The organism is Flavobacterium maritimum (assembly GCF_040049085.1).
Classification (GTDB): Bacteria; Bacteroidota; Bacteroidia; order Flavobacteriales; family Flavobacteriaceae; genus Flavobacterium; species Flavobacterium maritimum.
Window position 1 is genome coordinate 119,846 of the sequence record NZ_JBDLZY010000004.1, and the last position, 21,347, is coordinate 141,192.

Below are 21,347 nucleotides of genomic sequence, written 5' to 3' on the forward strand. Positions count from 1 at the left end.
TTTTAAATATCTTTGAACTATGAACACAGCAACAAAACCAAAACATATTGGCAGAAATATTAGCCGAATCAGAGAGCTTAGAGGTATGAAACAAGAGGCATTGGCTACTGCAATTGGTGTAAGCCAACAGTCTGTTTCTAATATCGAAGCAAGTGAGACAATTGAAGAAGAAAAATTAACAGAAGTTGCAAAAGCTCTAGGAGTAAGTGTTGAAGCAATTAAAAATTTCTCGGAAGAAGCAATGATTAACTATTTCAATACCTTTAATGATACTGATTTCAGCAATAGTCAAGGTGCATTTGGTCACAATCATCAATGTACTTTTAATCCACTTGATAAAGTAGTAGAATTGTACGAACGATTAGTTCAGGCTGAAAAAGATAAGGTTGAGTATTTGGAAAAATTACTAAAAGGGAAATAGCCTTTATAGATGACAAATTAATTCCAAAAAGAGACTCAACAGGGTCTCTTTTTTGTTTAGAGTATTTTTGTTTTATTGTTCAATATTAATAAGAAACCAACAAGATGGATAAAATTATTAAACTCCGTGTGAAAAAGGAAATTGGTAACAGCAATGAAGTTAAAGTATTGAAATTAAAAGGTGCATTAATTACTAAGGGATATACTGAAATCATTCACATCGCCGATGAAAATGAAGACTTTTATCTTAACTCATTTTCTTCTTCACCAGCCCACAAAAAAGAGGCAGAAGATTTCATACTAGATTATATTTCAAATCATAATCTTACAGATACTATTACTCTAGTTAGCACAAAGAATTAAATAGTTTTTGATTGCCAATATCCCCCTAAGATATCCACAAAAATCTTTCTGAAAGGAGTCAGAATTTTGTGGATGTTAAAAGTATATTGTTTGAAAAAGTACGCTTCTTTTCTCTATTATTTTTTTATTGGATTTTGAGAAGCGTACACTTTCAAAAGACATTAAAAATTAATTATTTTAAGCTTTTTATAAGTTTAAAGTAACTCCATCCAAAGGAGTAAAATCCAGCCAAGGTATTGGATATCGGCAACTATGTGCGCATAATGACAATCCTTGTTCCTCGTCATGTCACCCTTCGGGACTTATAGCACTCCGTTTGCCGATGTCCAATTTCAAATCTGCTTTCTTTTTTTCCTTTTCTTTTGGAAAGTATTAATTAATTCAAGTTGCTAGTTAATAGCTTTATTTAATTGTATCCCAAAGACAAATAGCGTTAGTTTTATTAGAAAGCCTTCCTCTCTAGTGCAATGTCTTCCAGCCCATAATCTGTATAAGCACTATCACCATAAAGTGATGCTTCTACAGGTAATTTATCAATCATTTTCCCTAATGCTTTTGCATCACCAGTTTTTCCGGGTGTAAAATGAAAAGCTATCGGAATTCCATCTTTTGTTTTCAATAACTGTGCTTTAACACCATAAAAATAACTTTGCATACTGGCAGTGTAACCTCTCCATTTCTTATCTGCAACAATTTTGCAATTTGCAATCCTCATAATTGCAAACTGCAACAGGAAAAGAATCGATGATATAATGCATCTCACAACAAAAATCTTTAAAAATAGGAACTTACTATCTCAAATATCTATAAAAGTTTACCAACTTTGTGCAAACGTCTGTTGAATCTGCTCTTATCAAGCATATTGGGGATGAATCCATATTGCTTCATAAATTTTATAGCCGAGCAATGATTGCCATAAAAGCTTTCGCTATCACTAACTTGTCGTCTTACATCTTCTACGTGATTAATTCCTTGTAAAATATCATCTATTAAACAAAAAATTGATATAATTTTGTCTTTACAAAGCATTGGTAAGGTTTATTGGTTAGCAAAACAAATTTACTTAACCTTTGCTTTGTTTTTATTTTACTCCAACTAGCAACTTGAATTAATTATAAAGATATATTTATACAAGCTAACCCACTTTTTTTACAAATAGCAGTTTTTATATACATGTTGATGTTGCAATCAAATAGGATTAACCATTTTAATACACTAAAAATTAATAACTTAACCATAACTATAAAACATTGTGTCGTTATACTATTTTTATATATATTTATTTACAAAAAAATAGAGCATTCAGAATTCTTCCAAATAGCACAAATGGATAATAAAAAATACCCTAAATTCATAAGGTGGTTCTTAGACAGGCCAAAAACAACGGGTTTTATCACTTTCATATTCCTGAGCTATGTTGTTGGATTTATCGTTTCTCAGCAATATCAACTTATAAAAGAAGATGAGCAACGAGAAATGAATAATACACTTCACATTGTTAGCCAAAACATAGAGAAATCACTAAAAAACTGTTATACGACCACATTAACATTAGCATTGACTATTAATGACTTGGGCGTTCCAGAAAATTTTGATGATGTAGGCAAAAAACTAATGGAATCAAATACCAATATTAATGCTGTCCAATTGGTCCCTAATGGAGTGATAAAGTACATTTATCCAATAAAAGGAAACGAAGGGGCTATAAATCTAAATATTTTAACTTCTCGTAATCTTAAAGAAGAAGCCTTAAAATCGATTTCCTCTCAAAAGATGTATTTTGCCGGTCCACTTAAATTAAAACAAAGCGGAATGGGAATTGTAGGAAGGTTTCCTGTTTTTCGAAACAATAAATTTTGGGGATTTTCAGCAGTTATAATTAAATTAGATAATTTATTGAAATCTTCAGGAATAAATACTGTTGATGATTCAAAATATTATTTTCAATTTTCAAAGAAAAATACAACTACCAAAAAGGAAATTTTTTACTTACCAAATAAAACTGATTTTTCTAAAAAATACAATATTTCTACAATTATTCCGGATGGTGATTGGAAATTATACCTCATATCTAAGCATTCGAATTATCTTTATGTCCAGATTCTAATTCCGGGAATTATTGGATTTATATTAGCCGCTCTTTTTGGTATTTTGATATACACTTTATTAAAAATACCGGAAGAATTACAGTTTTTAGTAAATACTCAAGCAACAAAACTCTTGAATAGTGAAATAAAATTTAAAACCATTTTCGATCAAGCCTCTGTAGGAATAGCACTTGTTGATGCCATTTCCGGTAATTATATTGAAATTAATCAGCAATATTGCAATATGTTAGAATATACACCAAAGGAAATAAGGGAACAAAATTTTCAACAGGTACCCAATTCTAATGATGTATCGAACAGGAAAAAAAAGGATGAAAAAATTATTCCGGAAAATTCCGGAATAAAACAATACCTCACTAAATCAGGGAAAATTGTTTGGGCAAACTTGACTGTTACTCCACTTTTGGAAACAAGTGCAAGACCAAGTACCAATATCATTATTGTTGAAGATATTACTTTACAAAAAGAAACCGATGAAATAATCAAAAAAAGTGAAATACGATTTAAAAGTCTCTTTGAAGATTCTCCAATACCTTTGTGGGAAGAAGATTTTTCGAAAGTGAAAAACTATCTCGAAGAATTAAACCTTATCCATAAAGATTCAAATGAGGTTTTACTTTATTTAAATGAGCATCCTGAGGTTGTAAGCGAATGTATTTCCTTAGTTAAAGTAATTGATATCAACAATGCATGTTTAAAGCTTCATGAGGTCAAATCCAAAAAAGAATTAATCGCAGGACTTGATCAAATCATTTCTAAAGATTCTATTGATGATTTTATAAAACAGCTCATTGCGATTACTCAAGGCGAAAAACAATTGATTACCGATTCTAAAATAAAAAATTCTTTTGGTGAATACCGAGATGTAAATTTAAGGTGGAATGTCATTCGAGGTTATGAAAAAACATTGGAAAGAATTATTGTCTCTACTGAAGACATTACAGACCGTAAATCATCGGAAAATTTAATTCTTAAATCACAACAAAAAGTTGAATCCCTAATTAATAGCATCGATGGAATAGTTTGGGAGTGTGATGCTAAAACCTTTGCATTTAATTTTATAAGTCAAAAAGTAGAAAAAATATTAGGATATACTTCCGAGGAATGGTTAGCGAGTGAAACCTTTTGGGCTGACCATATTCATCCTGAAGATAAGGAATGGACCATGAACTATTGTGCTTTAAAAACTAAAGAAAATTTAAATCATGATTTTGAGTATCGGATGATTGCAAAGAACGGAGTTGTTATTTGGCTAAGAGATATTGTAAATGTAGTTTTCGAAAATAATCAGGCATTTAGTTTGAGAGGGATAATGATTGATATTACAAAAACAAAAGAAGCAGAGAAAGATTTAAATGACTCTTTCAATTTAGTGACCGAACAAAACAAAAGACTACTGAATTTTTCTTATATTGTTTCTCATAACTTAAGATCACATACCAGCAACATTGCCTCTATTATGTCTTTGATAGAATCTTCTGAATCAGAAGAAGAGAAAGATGAAATGATACAATTGTTAAAATCTGCTTCTAATTCCTTAAATGAAACAATGGTTCATTTAAACGAGGTCATAAATATAAGGGCTAATATAGATTTAATATCTGAATCATTGAACTTACAGCAATATTTAGATACCGCTCAAAAAGTGCTTTCTGAGCAAATAACCTCAAAAGATGTCTCCATTTCTACTATCATGCCAGAGGATGTTATGATAAACTACAATCCAGCCTATCTGGAGAGCATCCTTTACAATATTATTTCTAACTCCATTAAATATAGTCATCCGGAACGAAAACCAATTATAAACATTAAATGGATAGAGGAAAAAGACACAAAAGTACTTCAGATTTCCGACAATGGTATTGGCATTGATCTTGTTAAAAACGCGGATAAAATTTTCGGGATGTACAAAACATTCTCTAATAATTCTGATGCAAAAGGAATTGGGTTATTTATTACAAAAAATCAAATTGATGCCATGGGCGGTAATATAACCGTGGAAAGCAAACCCAATATAGGAACAACATTCAAAATCTATATTCAATGACAAAAAAAGCAATCTGGGTAATCGATGATGATCCTATTTATCAAATTATCATTAATAAAATCATTCAAAGATCTGAAATGTTTTCAGTCGTTACTACTTTCAAAAACGGGAAAGAAGCTATAGACGCATTGCACGACACAGTACATAACAAACTGGATACTACTGAAATACTTCCGGATATAATCCTGTTGGATATCAATATGCCAATTATGGATGGCTGGGAATTCATGGAAAAAATGGGGGCAATAAAATCTAAATTCAACAAACCAATCACCGTATATATCGTAAGTTCTTCTATTGCTGCTGAGGATAAAAACAAATCGAAAACCTATACAGACATATTGGGTTATTTATCTAAACCTGTCACCATAAATGACTTAGTATTGGTTGCTTCGAATGATTAGAATGTAACTTTTGTAAATCATCGTAATCAAAATACTTCGCCCACGAAGTCAGATTAAATAAATTTCGGACTTGCTTGATTCTTTTTGTAGTTTCAAAACTGGTTCTAAGAATGGCTTTATTATCATAATTTGGATTCTTTTTATGTTGAAAATTGACCGTTTCCTTTAGATAATTGGCTTCTAAATAATATAATTCATCCAGAGCATTATCTGGATAAAAATTGATCCAAGGTGCAAAACCTAATTTTATTTTAGAATCTGTTTCAGGTTCTAATGGTTCTAAACTCCATTTGCTGTTGGCCAATCGTCCCCAATGATTCGACAAGCGATACATCCCCACTTTAGTATAATAATATTTACTTCCCGATTTACTGTCGTATTGAAGTTCTAATCCATTTATGCTTTCTTTTTTCCTTTTTTATTGGAAAGTGATTTTATGCTGTAGCGGTTTCTACCACTTCTTTTCATAAAATTACTCTTTTGCTATCCTAAAAAAATCAGTCAATTTTTTCAAATACAAACCAAGATTGACTTTTTAAAAATCTCCAAGATTGCCACGTTCCTGTAATCGGCAAGATGTCCGGTTGTATCACAACCGATATCCTGCTGCCCTTTCACTCGGAACTCGTGGGCAGTGACACTGGAAAAAGAGAGTTTGAAAACAATGAAAATGAAAGATGATAAAAAGAGAAAATTCAAACAGAACACGCATTTTTGGATTAAGATTTACACCTGAAGAATATGTAAAAATCGAAAGCAAATTTAGAGCTAGCACCTGCCGAAAATTAAGTAATCATATTCGAAAAAAAATTATTCAATAAACCGATAGCAACCACTTATCGAAATCAATCTTTAGGTAATTTTATTGTAGAAACAATTACGGTTACCAACCAGTTAATTCTATTGGAAACGACATTACCCAAATTGCTAAAAAGGTTAATACACTAAAATAAATTCCCGAATTTAGCGAACAGCTACTTCCTTTCAATTTTGAGAAAAGAATTGCTAACACAATATTATTGATAATAATTTTTTAATAGATACACAAAAGGCAATTAAAATAGTAATTTAGTACATTATAAAAAGATCTTAAATGGATGAACAAAATAATGTAAGAATTTACAAAGACAGATTAAGAATATTTTTAATATTATACTTCTTTGCTGAAGATTATTCAGACTCTTCTCATCCAACCTATAAAAAACTTTTCAAAAGTGAAGTTAGAATTCAAAAAATAGATTTTTTATTAAGAAACCCAGATTACCTAGCATTTGAATTGCTTAACATTGCAAAAAAAGAGAGCGCAAAAAGTTCTGGAATAAAAAAAATCGTAACAGATATTTTTAAGAGTAAGGAACCAACTATAAGGCGGCTCGAAATGGAGAGATTCTTTTTTGGAGCTTATGAAGATATTGATGATGTTATTGGGTTTTTAAAAAGTATAGATTTTATAGACTTTTCCAGTAAAAAAAGTACAAATTTAAAAACAATTGAAAAGCATTATTTTATTACAAGTACAGCAATAAATAAGATGGATGATAATATCTCGGCACTTCCTTCTTTAAAATGGTATGTCGACAGATGCCTGTTAATAAAAGAATATTTTGGTGATTTAAGCGGTACTCAATTAAAAGTTGCCCAATATCAAGTTGAAGAATACAGAGATACGTCTTATAAAAATTATATTGGAAGTATTCAAGGTTTAGTAGTTGATGAATATAAAAAAATATACAATGAGCAATTATGAAATTTGATTTAAAAAAATTTACTCAAGAACTACAAACAGAATATAAAGATTCATTGTCTCCGAAGGAAGTAGAAGATCTTTTAGAAATTAATGAGCCATATAATAAAGACAATCCTTTGTCTACTGGTAAAAGTCTTGCATTGAGCCATATTTCTTTTTTTGGTGAAAAATCAACAAGTGAAAATCAAGATTATTCAGGTAAAAGAATCGATTATCATCAAAAAATCGAAACAGGTATTAATATTTGGATAGCAGATAACTTCAAGGGAAAATCAAGTGTTCTAAAAGTCATTAAATATGCACTTACAGGTAGAGACTCATTGAAGCCAAATATTAAAAAGTGGATTAACCATATTTTATTAAACTTTAGTATTAGCAATAAAGATTACACAATATATTTAGATATTGAGGGAAGGCTAAAGGCACTTCTATTAAATGGAACAGTTAAAACATTAACCGAATTAGAAGAGTATGAAAATGAGCCTCTAATAAATGTAAAAAGCGAATCTGAATATCAAATACAGATTCAAGATTTTTTCTTTAAACAGTTTTCTTATTATTCATTAAAATGGACACAAAAAAGCTCAGCAAAAGAAAGTAATGAATTATTGGAATCAAGTGCAAGTTGGAGTACATATTTCAAATCCATTTTTCTTGAGTCAAAAGATTCAACCAGTTTTTTTGGCGGACAAGATAAAAAAGTGTTTCAAATGTTATTGGGTTTGGAGCTGACATATCCAATAAATCAATTAACAGTAAAAAAGGAAATGCTCAGCAATCATAAAGGCAAGCAACAACTATTTTCCGAAATGACCATTAAGAAACAATCAGGAAATAAAATTGAACTAGAAGATGAACTTGCCAATATAAACAAATTAATAATTGAATTAAATCAAAAAAATTTAGAAAAAAGCAACATCAATGAACTTTATTCTCAGTACAATACAATACTACAAGAAATAGAAACTGAAAATAGTAAATTGTTAGCATATGAAAATGAAAATCAGTCTTTAAGAAAATCATTGTCTTCTTTTCAATCAAAGCTTTCATATAATGAATCTGAGTTAAAAAGAATAAAAAATGAATTGGTCAAAAATGATAGAAAGACAACTGACTTAGAAGAATATTTAGATATTGGTATTTTCTTTTCTAATCTTGACATCAAACATTGTCCAAGTTGTAATCACACAGTTTCAGAAAATAAAAAAAAGATCAAATTAGAAGAACATAAATGTGCCTTGTGTAGTGAGGGAATTGAACATTCCGAAACTGATTTAGATAAAGAAATTTATACTAATAAAATTGTAAACTTGAAAATTGCTGGTGCTCAATTTGCCAAAGAAATAGAACTTTTAGATTCAGATAATGAAATTCAACAAAATCGATGTAATGAAATCCATTCTAAAATAAATAATCTCACAAAGCAGAAAGAAAGCTTTAAAAATACAACTTTACTTAATAATCAACTAAAAGATATTGAGGTAATTATAAATATAGAAAAAGAAAAAATTAAACCTGATGATTCAGACAAAGAAAAATATATAGCCCGTAAAGCAATTATAGAATATAAAATCTCTGAAATAGAAAATTTAGCAATTCCGAATGAAGTTATTAACTATGATAAACAAATTGAATTGCTAAATAATGCAATAAGTAAACTAAATGTAATGCGATATGAATTAGGCAAAAATGCTCTAAAAAGATTAGAAGAATTGATGTTAAATGAAATTCATGAATTTGGTCTTAACTCTATCACTGAAATATATATTTCTGAGAAGTTTGATATTCAATATAAGCAAGACGGAGATTTTATCTCATTTGATAATATTGCAGAAGGAGAACAATTAAGAACAAAGATTGCTTTCTATTTAAGCTTAATTCAATTAGATATTGAGTATAATTTCGGACGACATACCAGATTTTTAATGATTGATAGTCCAAGTAAAGAAGAAGCAGATGCAAAATATTTAGATGGTTTATCAAATGTTCTTAAAAGCGTTGAAAATAGATTCGGAAATCAATTGCAAATATTGATTGGAACTGCCGAGAGAGGTTTTATTGATGTTATAAAAAATCAATATATTACACCTCCAGAAACATATGTCTTTTAATGCGCAACTCAATTAACTTATTAAATTTTAACCATCTATCTCTTTCAGAAAAATTTTATTTTTTTGATTACGAAGTCAACGAGATAATATACTCATCTGAAAATATTGATTTTAATATTCTTTTTAGCAAAATAATTCTAGATGATTATGAAAACAGTAACATTAGAAAAAGGGCACTAGAAATATTTATAGAATGCGTTTTTTTAAAGAAAATAAAAACAAGGCAAGCATTAAATTTATTAGTAGATAACTGGAATAATAATTCTGATGTGTTCTTAAAATTACAACGCCTAAAAGATTTATTCTTTTTCTATGACCAGGAAAGTAGTGAAATAGAAACTATTTTTAAAGACTATTTAAAAGAAGAGGAAACTGAACTAATTTCAGAGGCATATTTTAATCTCGGTTTAATAAATATGCAAAAAGGTTTTTTAGCTTTAACAAAAGATGAAACCCTAACTTATCTAAAAAAAAGCGAGACTTTTTTTAGATTTTCAAACGAATTTATTGAAAATAGAATTGATGCTCAATTTTATATAATTATAGTTTCAATATTGACCGATTCTATGAATGGTCTAAAAGGTAACTTTCAGCAAAGTTTAAAGATGGCTGCTAATATATTATTCAATAAAGAAGCTTTTTCAAATATTCACGCGAATAATCCATTCTATTTAGGATTTTATAGAGTGTTGAATTCAGTTTATTTAATAGAGCAAGAAAATCCCGAAAATTGGCTTGATTATAGAATTAGTTTGACTCAGCTCTACAACCAATATTCTGAAATTAGTAACCACATATTAAAAGAGAGATTAAATAAAAGTCTTTTGTCTTCGACTTTTAACTCGTTGGTTGGTAACCAATTTATTGAACCATATTTTTCTTTAAATTTTAATTCTCAAATTTCTAAAATCAACACAAGACTTTGTGAATTAGATTCGAAAAGTGAGGAATTCATTTTTCTGAATTACCTCAAAGAGTCAGCAAGTAATCAAGATTCTAATAAGAAGGCTGAATCTAATTCAATAAGACAATCTCTTAAAAACTTATTTCCACAAAGAAGTTATACCAGCATAGATGAAACATTACTGAAAATAAAAAATGATAGAAGTACTTTGGATTTTTTAAATGTAATTGAAGAACTAAAAGCTCCTTCGATTAAAGAATTTACTGATAAACTAGTTAATGCATGTATAAAACTTCAAGGAAATAGAATATACCGAGGGAATTATTCAGAAGATGATAGAAATACTTTTGTAGCTTCTATATTAGAAGCTAGTGATTACAACACAAAAGATCAAACGAGATGGAGTAAATCTGCTGCTGGTAAATCGGCTGGAGAAATCGATATTTTTATATATGACAAAAAAGGTTCCCCATTTACAATTATTGAGGCTTTAAATTTAGATTCACTTAAAACTGATTACACAATACTTCATATAAATAAGATTTTTACATATGACACTTCTGGTCTTGAATGCAATTTTATTTTAGTCTATTCATCAGCTAAAAAATTTAGTGAATTTTGGATTAAATACACCAAATTCATTTCCAAACATACTTATCAGTATCAATTTTTATCATTTGAAGAAATAAATGACTACCCATTTACAGATATCAAAATAGGAAAGGCTAAACATTTAAGAAATGGCAAGGAAGTATTGTTATATCATATAATGGTTGACCTTATATAACTTATACTGTAAACCTAGTTATTTATGTCAAAATATCTGTAATATACGACCATTTATCAATTGTTTCTGTGAATCATAAATATTTAATAGAATCTGGTGTATTAAGTGCCGATTATAAATGGGTATTGATTATATCTTTATATGACTTAATGATTTTTGCTGATTTAATGGAGAATGAAAATGACTTTAAAGAGAATATCGAAAATAAATTAAAGTTGTATGAAAGAAATAATATTGAATTCCAAGACGAAATAGACATTTTGGTTTTTTTTCTTGAAAATAAATTCCCTTTACCAAAAGAAAAGGAAAATGAACAAACACTTATGTTTTCATATTGAGATGAAATCGAGAATAATTACACTAAAAAGGATGTTGGAATTGCTGGAATTATAAAAACCAATCAAAAAGAGATAATATTATGGATATTATCTAATTGAAATTGTAGAAACACAAATAGATAAAGTTAAATGAACAAATTAGATGAAATTGTACTTCAATATTTGAAGATGAAAACAAATTACGCCATTGTCATTTCGGGAGAATGGGGAAGCGGAAAAACATATTATTATGAGAATAATCTAAAAAACTTAATTAGTGAAACTCATCTAGTAACAAACAATAATAAAAAACATACTCCAATCTTAATATCACTATTTGGCATAAATTCAATAGATGAAATACAAACACAAATTGTCTTAAATCTTTATCCTATTCTAAAAAGTAGGAAAACCAAATTAGCTGCAAGTTTAGGTAAAGCCCTTTTTAAAGGTATTCTTAAAATTAAAGGACTTGATGATTATTATAATATTGTATCAGAGGTTGAAATAGACAAGAAAGATTGGATAAAATTTAATGAGTTAGTGATTGTATTTGATGATTTAGAGCGTATAAGCAAATCACTTGAAATAGAAGACGTAATTGGTTTTGTAAATTCTTTAGTAGAACATGATAATGTCAAAGTCTTACTTATTGCTAATGAAAACAAAATAGAGTCCTCTAATTATAAAAAAATAAAAGAAAAAGTTATTGGAAATACCATAGAATTTATCCCTAATTTATCTGAATCATTTAATGGATTAATTAATAACTATAATGGATTTTCACTATATCAAGAGTTTCTAAAAAACAACAAGGAATTAATTTTAGATTTTTTTGGTAAAGCATCTGTAAATCTTCGGATTTTAAATTTTGCATTAGATTATTTTCAATTTACTTTTTCAGAAACTAAAAATAATTTATCATCGAATAAATCATTACAAAAGTTTGAGAACAAAATCTTAGATGATTTACTAAAATTTTCGTTAGCAATAACGATTGAATATAAATTGGGTGAAATATCTTTTAAAGAACGTATGGAATTGGATAGCTTTATTCAAAAAGATTATATCCGAAAGTTTTTAAGAGATAAAGAAAAAGGAAGTGCAGAAAAGGAAGAGAAATCATTTGCAGCTATTTTTCAAGAAAAATACTTTCCAGGAATAGAGTATAATTTTTACACGTCAATTTATGACTACATAACTGGCGGTAATATTTTGGATGTAGAAAAACTAATTAAGGAGCTAAAAGGGTTTAATAATATAGAAGATGAAATTTTACCAGCTCATGAGCAAGTAATTAAAGACTTGACTTACAGACATTATTCTAATCTTTCAGATCAGGATTATAAAATTAAGACCCGATTAATGATTGTATATGCTAGTCAAGGAAAGTATGATTTATTAGATTGTTTAACTGTCTTCCATTTTGCAACACGCCTTTCAAATATTTTAAAACTAAATGTCAATAAAGTAAAAACATCCATTATTACAGGCATGAAGAAGGGAATTAACACTTTTGAGTATAATCCAAGCTTGGAGCGTTATTTGAATGTTGGTGAAAAGGCAGAATTTAAAAGCCAAATGGAAGAAATAAAAGCTGAGAGTCTCAAAATAAATGAAAAAATTAAAACGCAATCTGAAAAATCAAAAAGCTCTGATTTAGAAAATATTTACCCTCAAAACTTTGATGACTTTTATTCTGAAGTATTCCAAAAATTTCATTACGAAGCTATTTTAAAAAACTTCAATATTCACAAATTTTACTTGTATTTTCTGAATGCAAATAATTCTACAAAGGAGAAGATAGTTAATTTAATATCACTCCGTTATCATGATTACAATTCAAATCTAAAAGATGAGACAGTTTTTATTAAGGCTTTAGCTGTAAAAGTTGAGAAGAAAGCTGCTACCTTAAAAAATAATAAATTTTCAGATTTCTTCATTCAGGAATTAGATAGAGTTTTAAAGCATGCGTTAAATAGATTAGAATCATATTAATTACTAATTCAAAACTTAATTTATGTACAGTTATTTAGGAATATTAAGTTCTGATTCGCTGAATAGAGACGGATATGTAATAGCTTTTGAGGCTCTTGAAAAAAGTATGGGAGAAACTGCAATTAAGGGAATGCCTTCGCTGATAGATCATGATTTTCATAGACCAGCAGGATGGATATTTCCATTTGGAATACTTATTGAGCCTAAAATTAGTAAAACTGTCGGAAACTTTCATATTTGTGATAATGAAGAAGATAGAACTATTCTTTATCCCAAAATACAAGACTATTGGCAATTCATTAATTATGAAGCCTGTAAAGATTATATTGATGAATTCAAAGTGCTTCTTAAGGACAATTTTTCAAATGAAGGAAAGTTTATTCACAAAGGCTGTGTAGCTTATAATCTCTCTGACATTGCTGAAAAAGAGTTTCCAAAATTATTTGAAAATTTAGACAAATCCGGATTGATTTTTTTGGATGATATTTTAGTGGATTTTGAATATGTAGGTTCAGGAATTTTCAAAAGTAAGAGTAACAATTTTTGTATATTCTGTCATCAATTTTTCAAACGAAATTTTTCTCTAATAAACAATTATAATACATATTTTATTGATGAGTTTATTCAGATGAATTCCAATAAGGAAATAAGACTAAGAATAGCCATCGACCGTAATTTAATTGGATTATCAAAAACATACCAAGGAGTTTTGGAATTCGATTATTGGTGGGGACCAAAATTTAATGATGATATTTCAAGTCTCCCTGACCAAGTTACAAGATATGAATGTAATGAAGAGCAAAAATTCTTTAATGGTGTTTTAGGAACTGAATTCTGGTGGAAAACTGATGAAAATGAAAAAACCCTGGAGATTGAAGAAATTAAAGAAAAACCTTCATTAGGTATCGGTACGGATTCATATGGCTGTAGATACATACATTCCATATATGATAATGTCAAAAAGGAATTTAATCATTTTGATGGTGCTGTAAGAATGTACTCTGAAGACCAGATTATGAGTAGATGGGAGACAAACATTAATAAAGCAGGAAAAAATACTGATTACACAAAACTTTTTAGAATAGATGGGAAATTAGACCTTGCAGATTGGAAAAAGTTATGTATTCTTTATTACAAAGGAAATCCATTGTTATTTGAATATTTTGGAGCAAAAGATGAATACGATAGTGTAAAAGATTCTATCAAAGTTCAGGATGGATTAACAAAATATATACCAAATAAGATTAATGTAGAGGATGGTATTAGACTATTTACTTCTTATCATCCTAAAAGTTCAGAATATATTTCATTTCAAAGAAAAGTAATCAACCCTGACGTAATAGAATTTCAAAATGGTGAGGTAATTAATGTCATAGAATATGATATCATAGAAATTGAAAAGTATTTAAAGCGAATTGGAGAGAAAATAGATTATCCAACTGAAATAAATTTTTTAAAGCCATTCGATTTTTACACTAACTATCCTATTATTTTACATGGTTCAGAAAATACAGAAATCCTTTTACAAAAAACTATAGCAGCATTTAAAACAATTTTTGAAATTCAAAACAGAACGTTGAATAAAACTATTTCTTTCACAATAGGATGGGAAATGCAAGATTTTGAAGTTAGACTTTCAGTCTTTGGGAAGTCTTCTGAAATTATTAAATGGCTAAATGGATTTCAAACTATTCCAATTGATTATGATAATTTTAGACAATGGCTAATTAAACAAAGAAAATGGATATATGATAATTATAATTACTTTGAGAAAGATTTCACACATTTATTAAAAAATGATGGAGTATTTTATATTAAGCGAAAATCTATTGATCACAAAATGATTTCTTTTCCAAATGAAGATGATGAAAATTATTTTGAAATAAGGATAAATACAAACACTGAACTAAATAAATTTATTGAAAAAAAGTTTATTTTTCCATCACGTCTTGGAATTATAAAAAAAGTAACTTGCACTAAAACTGGTTTGGATTACTCCAGTTCCGATACTTCTAAATATTTAGATAATGATGTCAAAATGGCAATTGAAAAAATTGAATTAGCAGGTTTTTTCTGGACAGATGAAGAATACTATTAAAAAAACATTTTATGGAAAACTGTCCTCTTTGGTTTAAAATTTTGTGTCATTTTGACGATAATAATTATTTTGAAAACGGATTAACAATTCCCTTTCTTCTTGGAGCAAGTTCAATAATTAATCCTAGTGATGAGATATTATTGGTTGACGATTTTTTTTTACAAGCAATAGATGAATCTTTACCTAGAAAAATATCATTGCAAAAATGTGGTGCAATTGGTCAATATGTATTTGGAACCATTGATAGAGAAACTATTAATTATCCTTACGGGAAAGCTATTACAAAACAATTCGGAAATATATGCATTACTGACAATTCATTTTTTAATACTACAAATTCTGATGAAGTAAAAAAAGGACTTATAGATGAGTCACAAAATTTATTAAATTCGAATCTGTATTCAATAAACCAAGGAAGTTGGGGAGACTATTCGAATATTGAAAAATCAAGGTTAGAAGAATTGAAATAGAGTTTTTTACAAAATTTTAAAAAGCAATGACACAAAGAGACTTAAATATAATTAGTGAACTTTTAGAACGTACAAATGATTTGCCAGATATTCTTCATTTGAGAGCTGCACCAATTGGTTATGAATTAACAGGAACTGATAAAGAATTACTTTTTGATACTTATCAAAAATTAGATGATATATTAAAAGAAGTCGCCGCTTTTATTAATGTCAAATTTCCTGAAAGACAGGATTATATTCAACCTTGGAATGAAATTGATTTTGATACGAAAATAGGTGTATTTAAAATAGTTACCACTGATAGAGAGCATACAAAATCAGCATGGAAAAAAGGAATTTTTGATTTAACAAGCCTAATAAAGACCCTTATAAACGAAACTACTCTTCTTGTTGACGAAGAAAAAGAAATTAAAGAAAATCTATTGTTCAATGAAAATGAATGGGATAAATATTATGACCAACGTTTGGAAAAAAGAGCCGACGAAGCTGATTTTTTTCTTGATATGATAATTGAAAAAGGGCTTATAAATTTAGAGAAGCTAACGGTAAGGAAATATTTCAAGAAATGGTTTAATGAATCTCATGATTTCGATTTACAAATTGAAAATGGAGACTTCGTAATTGAAGATGGGGATTTTCAAACTGTTCCCAATTTTAGCAAAGATAACATTCCTGAATTTCTAAAATGGTTTGAAAATAAGGGAAACAATTTTATGGATTATTTAAAAGAACAAGGCGTGAATGTAAAGAAAGGCTCAAAGGAAACAATTATCAATAATGGTAATCTTATAATTAATCAAAAATCAAAAATCGAAAAACAAATATTAAAGAGCGAAACTGAATCAAAAGAATCAAGTTGGTCAAAAGCGAATGTAATTATAGCTTTAATAGTCGGAATAGCAACAATTGCTAGCGTTCTGTGGCAGATATTCAGCAAATCGTAATACTAAAAAAGAAAAATATGAGTCTTGATTTATTCAAAAAAAATGAAGGAGTTTCTGAAGAAGACTTACATCCAAAGTTTAAATTACTTAGAGATGAAATAACGCTTCAAGGCGAAAGAGATATTCTAGCACAATGGACTAATGGTTTTATAGACAGAGATAATAAAATTGTGAAGGAGTTTCAAACTACATTTCATTCCAGTTTTTGGGAATTCTACCTATTTAGCGTGTTTCGTGAAATGAGCTTCGAAATTGATTTTTCTAAAGACAGACCCGATTTTATAATTAAGAAACCTATTGAAATTTTTATTGAGGCTGTTGTCTCAAATATTAAAAAAGAAGGAATAGAGGAATCGGAAAGAAATAGTGATGATGTTTTATCAATGATTGTTCCTCCTAATAACCAAAAAGATTTTTTTGAATTAACAGATGAAGCTATTGTTAGAAACTCCAATGCTATCCACGGAAAAAGTGTTAAGTATCTGAAAAAATATATTAATTGTGAATGGGTAAATGAAAACGTTCCGTTTATGATTGCTTTAAGTTCTTATGACCAAATAAATTACGGAAGAGAATATTTTTATCCTATGTTGGCTTTGTTATACGGCTATTACTTTATTCCTAAAATTGATAATTATGTTATAAGAGAAAGCATAATAAAACCTGGTACAGATTCTCCTATTCCTATTGGAATCTTTAAGGATAAATCATTTGAACACATATCAGCAATTATCTTTTCTTGTACAACCACACTGGGAAAATTAACATCCTTATCCATTTCTGAGGATAATAGTGATGTGCAATTTAATCGTGTAATAAATATCCGCAACGACTATGAGCCACCACACTACAAAATTCAAGATGTCACAAAAGAAAACCCAGAATATTTGAGCGATGGATTATTTATATTTCACAATCCAAATGCAAAAAATAAAATAAATTATAATCAATTTGAAAGTTCAAATGCAACACAAGTTACTTTTGAAGATGGCAATTTCAGATTTGAAGGTGAAAATACACCCATTTATTCGAGATTAAATCTTCCAAAATTTATGTTACCTGATGAAGTAATAGAAATGATAATGATGGATTTTAACTGCAAATAATTTAAATTAATGGGACAAGCTAAACAAAGGTGGATTGAATTAAATGAACGGAATATTGGTAATGTGCCCGATAAAAAAGTCTGCGTTAAACATTTTGAAGATAAATACATAAAAAAGTTCATCAGGCAGAATTATGATGACGGCTTTTGCGATTATTGTCAAAAGGATTTAAAAGTTGTTGAACTGGAAGATTTAATGAAGTTCATCATGAGTGGTATATCGAATTTTTACGAGGATGCTGCAAACTTCATGGGTTATAACTCTCAAGAAGGAGGCTATTTAGGAGAGATTTACACGCCTGATGAATTGATACAAGAATTCGTAGAATTAGAAGCGGAGCCATTTGAACTCATTGAAGATATTGTAAATTCAATAGAAGATATAGCTTGGGCTAAACCTGATCAATATTATGACAATGAAGGGGATGAATTTATGTCACAATGGAGGTTTTTTAAAAATATAGTGAAGCACAAATCAAGATTTTTATTTAGTTCTGGTGACGATGAAGAATATAAAAATGTTTACAAAATTCTTAATGAAGTAGGCAGGTTAATTGTTTCGTTAAATTTAATTCATAAAGTTCCTAAAGGGTCAAAAATCTACCGATGTCGTCAACATGATTCAAAAAAAATTATCAGGGAAAAAAAACAAATGATTTCCCCACCAATAGAAAACGCTATCTATCCTAATAGATTTAGCCCATCAGGTATCTCAATGTTTTATTCAGCGTTTGATAAAGAAACAGCAATTTTAGAAACAGTAAGTAGGGAAAACAAAAAAAGTAAATATGTAACAATTGCTGAATTAGAACTTGAAGAAGATAGGTATGTAATTGATTTTTGTAAACTTCCGAATGTTCCAAGCATATTTGGGAAAATTAAGAACTATTATCTAATTTACTTGATACATGACTTAGTTCGGGATTTTACAAAAGATATTGCGAAGGATGGGAAAGAACATATTGAATATGTTCCCACGCAAGTTGTTACCGAATTTTTCCGATTTTCATTTAATAAAAATCGGAAAAATAAAATAGATGGGATAATTTACCCATCTTCAAAGAACAAGAAGAATAAAACTTCAGTGTTTTTTTGGGATCATGAAGAGAGTGAAAAATTAATGAATTTGAAATCTCTTAAAAGGGAGAGAATCAAAAGATCCTAGTTTTTTCAACTAACAGTATCAGTACATTTTTTTTGCGAAATTGATACCTTCTGTATGATTTGAGCCATTTTTTCTTTTTATTTTGTAATGTTTAATTTCTTCAAATCATGTAAAAAATGGTTCGTAAACAGGTTCGTAAGGACCACAAAACTTCTCAAGAAATTGAGAAGTTTTTTTTTGCCCTAAATTTTCCTAGAATTTAAAAAAATCCCAAAACGGATCATTATTTCTATTGCCTTAATTTACTGAGAAAATTAATTCGAACATTGTAAGGTTTCAACATAAGAATTAAAACAGAATTAAACTGATTTGTCTCACTGGTTCGAAATCCAATTCCGTCATAAATCCAATTCTCAGGATACACTTAAATATAAAGATTTTTAACTAAGAAGCTATTCTTAAAATTAGTGCTTCTCAACTATAATTTTATTTTCAACCACATTTTTACGATGTTCTATTCCCCATTTATGTAGTGCTAAAACAACTTCGGTAAGTGTTTCACTATAAGGGGTTAAAGCATATTCTACTGTGACTGGTTTAGTATCGCAGACAGTTCTGCTTACTAAACCATTTATTTCAAGTTCTCCCAATTCCTTTGATAGAATTCTTGGAGAAATATTTGCCTCTCTTGATAATTCTCTAAAGCGTCTTTTACCGTGTCTCAAAATAGAAATTAAAACTAATTTCCATTTACCTCCAACAACATCAAGTGCGTCGTGAATTGCCATTTGAGCTTTGACACAATCTGAGCTATTTCTGTCTGTGCAATAATTTTTCATGATATGGTATTGTTTTTGTAACCGGTTACAAAAATGTAACAGGTTACAAATGTATAACATATCTATTTAACTTTGTATCAATTAATTCAAAAAAAATATTTATGATTACTAAAACAAAAAAAGTAACTCAATGGATTCTTACAGGAGTTATAGTACTAATTTTTATTGGTAGTGGAATTTTTAAATTAACAGGTGGTGAAGCAACTATCCAAATGGCTAAAAGTGTTGGAGGAGTATCTAATTTAACTTCTTTAGCAATATTAGAATTTGCTATTGTATTACTCTTTATTATTCCAAGAACAGCACTTATTGGTTCATTATTAATAATGGCTTATATGGGTGGTGCGATGGCAGTACTTCTTGCAAATAACCAATCAATTATTGCACCAACTATTATTCAAATTTTGATTTGGGGTGTTAGTTTTTACCGCTTCCCTGAATTAAAACAAAGATTGATAAACATTAAAAATTAACATTTATAAATTTAAATAAGCACAATATGAAACTATTAGAAAACTTCGTATTAGGAAATAATACACTAAAAAATAGAATGGTTATGGCAGCAATGACAAGAAGTCGTGCTGACAAAGAAGGTATCGTTGGAGATATAACGACAAAATATTATACTCAAAGAGCCAGTGCGGGATTAATCTTAACAGAAGCTATAAATATTTCAGAGGATGCTATTGGTAGTCCGCTAACACCCGGTATATACACTAAAGAACAAATCAATGCTTGGAAAGAAGTAACTAAATCTGTTCATGAAAAAGGAGCATTAATTTTTGCACAATTATGGCATACCGGTCGTGTGGGGCATTCGGTAGATCGTAATGGAAAATTACCAGTAGCTCCATCTGCAATTCCAATTAAAAGTATGCAACATTTTACATCTCAGGGAATGAAAGAATATGAAACTCCTGAAGCGTTAACTTTTGAAGAAATTAAGCAAACTGTTCAAGATTACAAACAAGCTGCAATAAATGCTATTGAAGCTGGGTTTGATGGTGTAGAACTTCATGCTGCGAATGGTTATTTACCACATCAGTTTTTGTCTGACAGTGCAAATCTAAGAACTGATGAATATGGTGGAAGTATTGAAAATAAAAGTCGTTTTATTTTGGAAGTCATGAAAGAACTGATTGATGCTGTTGGTGGAGAAAGAGTTGGTATCAAAATTTCACCTTTTCATCCTTATGGTGATATCTCGTTTGATGATCCAATCAAGTCTTTTACTTATCTGATTGAAAAATTAAATGAATTGAATTTTTCTTTTGTTGAACTCATGAAGAAAAGTCCAATGTTTCCATTATTGTCACATTATCCTGAAACAGATGAAATTGAATTGTTTGGAAGCTTAGTGAAAACAAAATTGATTGCCAATACAGCCTATAGTAGAGAAACATCTGAATTAGAACTAGAAAAAGGTATTGCAGATTTAATTTCATTTGGAGTTTCGTTTTTAGCAAATCCAGACTTGCCTAAACGATTTGAAGTGAATGCCGAATTAAATCTACCTGATAAAACAACTATGTTTGGAGGAGGTGTTAAAGGGTATATCGACTATCCTTTTCTTAAGTAAA

At 29.0% G+C, this 21,347-nt stretch carries 18 protein-coding genes and 1 pseudogene; 16 read left to right on the forward strand and 3 right to left on the reverse strand.

Annotated elements, in window-relative coordinates:
- Positions 1–19: 19 nt before the first annotated feature.
- A complete protein-coding gene (locus tag ABEB23_RS09895; RefSeq protein ID WP_348812432.1) occupies positions 20–421 on the forward strand; it encodes a helix-turn-helix domain-containing protein in 402 nt (133 codons plus the stop codon).
- Between the two features lie 104 nt (positions 422–525).
- Entirely contained in the window at positions 526–783 is a 258-nt protein-coding gene (locus tag ABEB23_RS09900) for a hypothetical protein (RefSeq protein ID WP_348812433.1), read from the forward strand.
- Positions 784–1,172: 389 nt separating this feature from the next.
- On the opposite strand, the pseudogene ABEB23_RS18335 reads toward ABEB23_RS09900, so the two are convergent.
- A pseudogene (locus ABEB23_RS18335) lies at positions 1,173–1,812 on the reverse strand (transposase).
- 297 nt (positions 1,813–2,109) lie between these two features.
- On the opposite strand from ABEB23_RS18335, the gene ABEB23_RS09910 reads away from it, so the two are divergent.
- Entirely contained in the window at positions 2,110–4,938 is a 2,829-nt protein-coding gene (locus tag ABEB23_RS09910; protein WP_348812435.1) for a PAS domain S-box protein, read from the forward strand.
- Positions 4,935–5,342: a response regulator gene (locus tag ABEB23_RS09915; RefSeq protein ID WP_348812436.1), complete on the forward strand. Its 408-nt coding sequence runs from the start codon at positions 4,935–4,937 to the stop codon at positions 5,340–5,342. Before ABEB23_RS09910 ends, ABEB23_RS09915 begins: the two co-directional genes overlap by 4 nt.
- Here ABEB23_RS09915 and ABEB23_RS09920 read toward each other — a convergent pair.
- Entirely contained in the window at positions 5,302–5,676 is a 375-nt protein-coding gene (locus tag ABEB23_RS09920) for a hypothetical protein (RefSeq protein ID WP_348812437.1), read from the reverse strand. The genes ABEB23_RS09915 and ABEB23_RS09920 overlap by 41 nt on opposite strands.
- A 759-nt stretch (positions 5,677–6,435) precedes the next feature.
- Here ABEB23_RS09920 and ABEB23_RS09925 point away from each other — a divergent pair.
- The 10 genes from ABEB23_RS09925 (at position 6,436) to ABEB23_RS09970 (ending at position 18,988) form a co-directional block, all read left to right on the forward strand.
- Complete coding sequence (locus ABEB23_RS09925; protein WP_348812438.1) at positions 6,436–7,089, forward strand: hypothetical protein; 654 nt, start codon at positions 6,436–6,438, stop codon at positions 7,087–7,089.
- Positions 7,086–9,200 (forward strand): hypothetical protein, encoded by a 2,115-nt coding sequence (locus tag ABEB23_RS09930; RefSeq protein WP_348812439.1) that lies wholly within the window; start codon positions 7,086–7,088, stop codon positions 9,198–9,200. Before ABEB23_RS09925 ends, ABEB23_RS09930 begins: the two co-directional genes overlap by 4 nt.
- Positions 9,200–10,891, forward strand: a complete 1,692-nt coding sequence (locus tag ABEB23_RS09935) for a hypothetical protein (protein ID WP_348812440.1) — start codon at positions 9,200–9,202, stop codon at positions 10,889–10,891. The genes ABEB23_RS09930 and ABEB23_RS09935 overlap by 1 nt, the downstream gene beginning before the upstream one ends.
- Before the next feature lie 68 nt (positions 10,892–10,959).
- Entirely contained in the window at positions 10,960–11,229 is a 270-nt protein-coding gene (locus ABEB23_RS09940; RefSeq protein ID WP_348812441.1) for a hypothetical protein, read from the forward strand.
- A gap of 129 nt (positions 11,230–11,358) precedes the next feature.
- The gene (locus tag ABEB23_RS09945) at positions 11,359–13,206 is read left to right on the forward strand and encodes a P-loop NTPase fold protein (RefSeq protein WP_348812442.1); all 1,848 of its coding nucleotides are present in this window, start codon (positions 11,359–11,361) and stop codon (positions 13,204–13,206) included.
- A gap of 22 nt (positions 13,207–13,228) precedes the next feature.
- Positions 13,229–15,304 (forward strand): hypothetical protein, encoded by a 2,076-nt coding sequence (locus ABEB23_RS09950; protein ID WP_348812443.1) that lies wholly within the window; start codon positions 13,229–13,231, stop codon positions 15,302–15,304.
- Between the two features lie 11 nt (positions 15,305–15,315).
- Complete coding sequence (locus ABEB23_RS09955; RefSeq protein ID WP_348812444.1) at positions 15,316–15,774, forward strand: hypothetical protein; 459 nt, start codon at positions 15,316–15,318, stop codon at positions 15,772–15,774.
- A 26-nt stretch (positions 15,775–15,800) separates the two neighbouring features.
- Positions 15,801–16,718: a hypothetical protein gene (locus ABEB23_RS09960; RefSeq protein ID WP_348812445.1), complete on the forward strand. Its 918-nt coding sequence runs from the start codon at positions 15,801–15,803 to the stop codon at positions 16,716–16,718.
- A 17-nt stretch (positions 16,719–16,735) separates the two neighbouring features.
- Complete coding sequence (locus ABEB23_RS09965; protein WP_348812446.1) at positions 16,736–17,824, forward strand: hypothetical protein; 1,089 nt, start codon at positions 16,736–16,738, stop codon at positions 17,822–17,824.
- Positions 17,825–17,833: 9 nt separating this feature from the next.
- Complete coding sequence (locus tag ABEB23_RS09970; protein ID WP_348812447.1) at positions 17,834–18,988, forward strand: HEPN-associated N-terminal domain-containing protein; 1,155 nt, start codon at positions 17,834–17,836, stop codon at positions 18,986–18,988.
- Positions 18,989–19,392: 404 nt separating this feature from the next.
- On the opposite strand, the gene ABEB23_RS09975 is transcribed toward ABEB23_RS09970, so the two are convergent.
- Positions 19,393–19,767, reverse strand: a complete 375-nt coding sequence (locus ABEB23_RS09975) for a winged helix-turn-helix transcriptional regulator (protein ID WP_348812448.1) — start codon at positions 19,765–19,767, stop codon at positions 19,393–19,395.
- A gap of 101 nt (positions 19,768–19,868) precedes the next feature.
- On the opposite strand from ABEB23_RS09975, the gene ABEB23_RS09980 reads away from it, so the two are divergent.
- Together ABEB23_RS09980 and ABEB23_RS09985 are read left to right on the forward strand one after the other, a co-directional pair.
- Complete coding sequence (locus tag ABEB23_RS09980; protein ID WP_348812449.1) at positions 19,869–20,240, forward strand: DoxX family protein; 372 nt, start codon at positions 19,869–19,871, stop codon at positions 20,238–20,240.
- Positions 20,241–20,266: 26 nt separating this feature from the next.
- A complete protein-coding gene (locus ABEB23_RS09985; protein ID WP_348812450.1) occupies positions 20,267–21,346 on the forward strand; it encodes an alkene reductase in 1,080 nt (359 codons plus the stop codon).
- Position 21,347 lies beyond the last annotated feature (1 nt).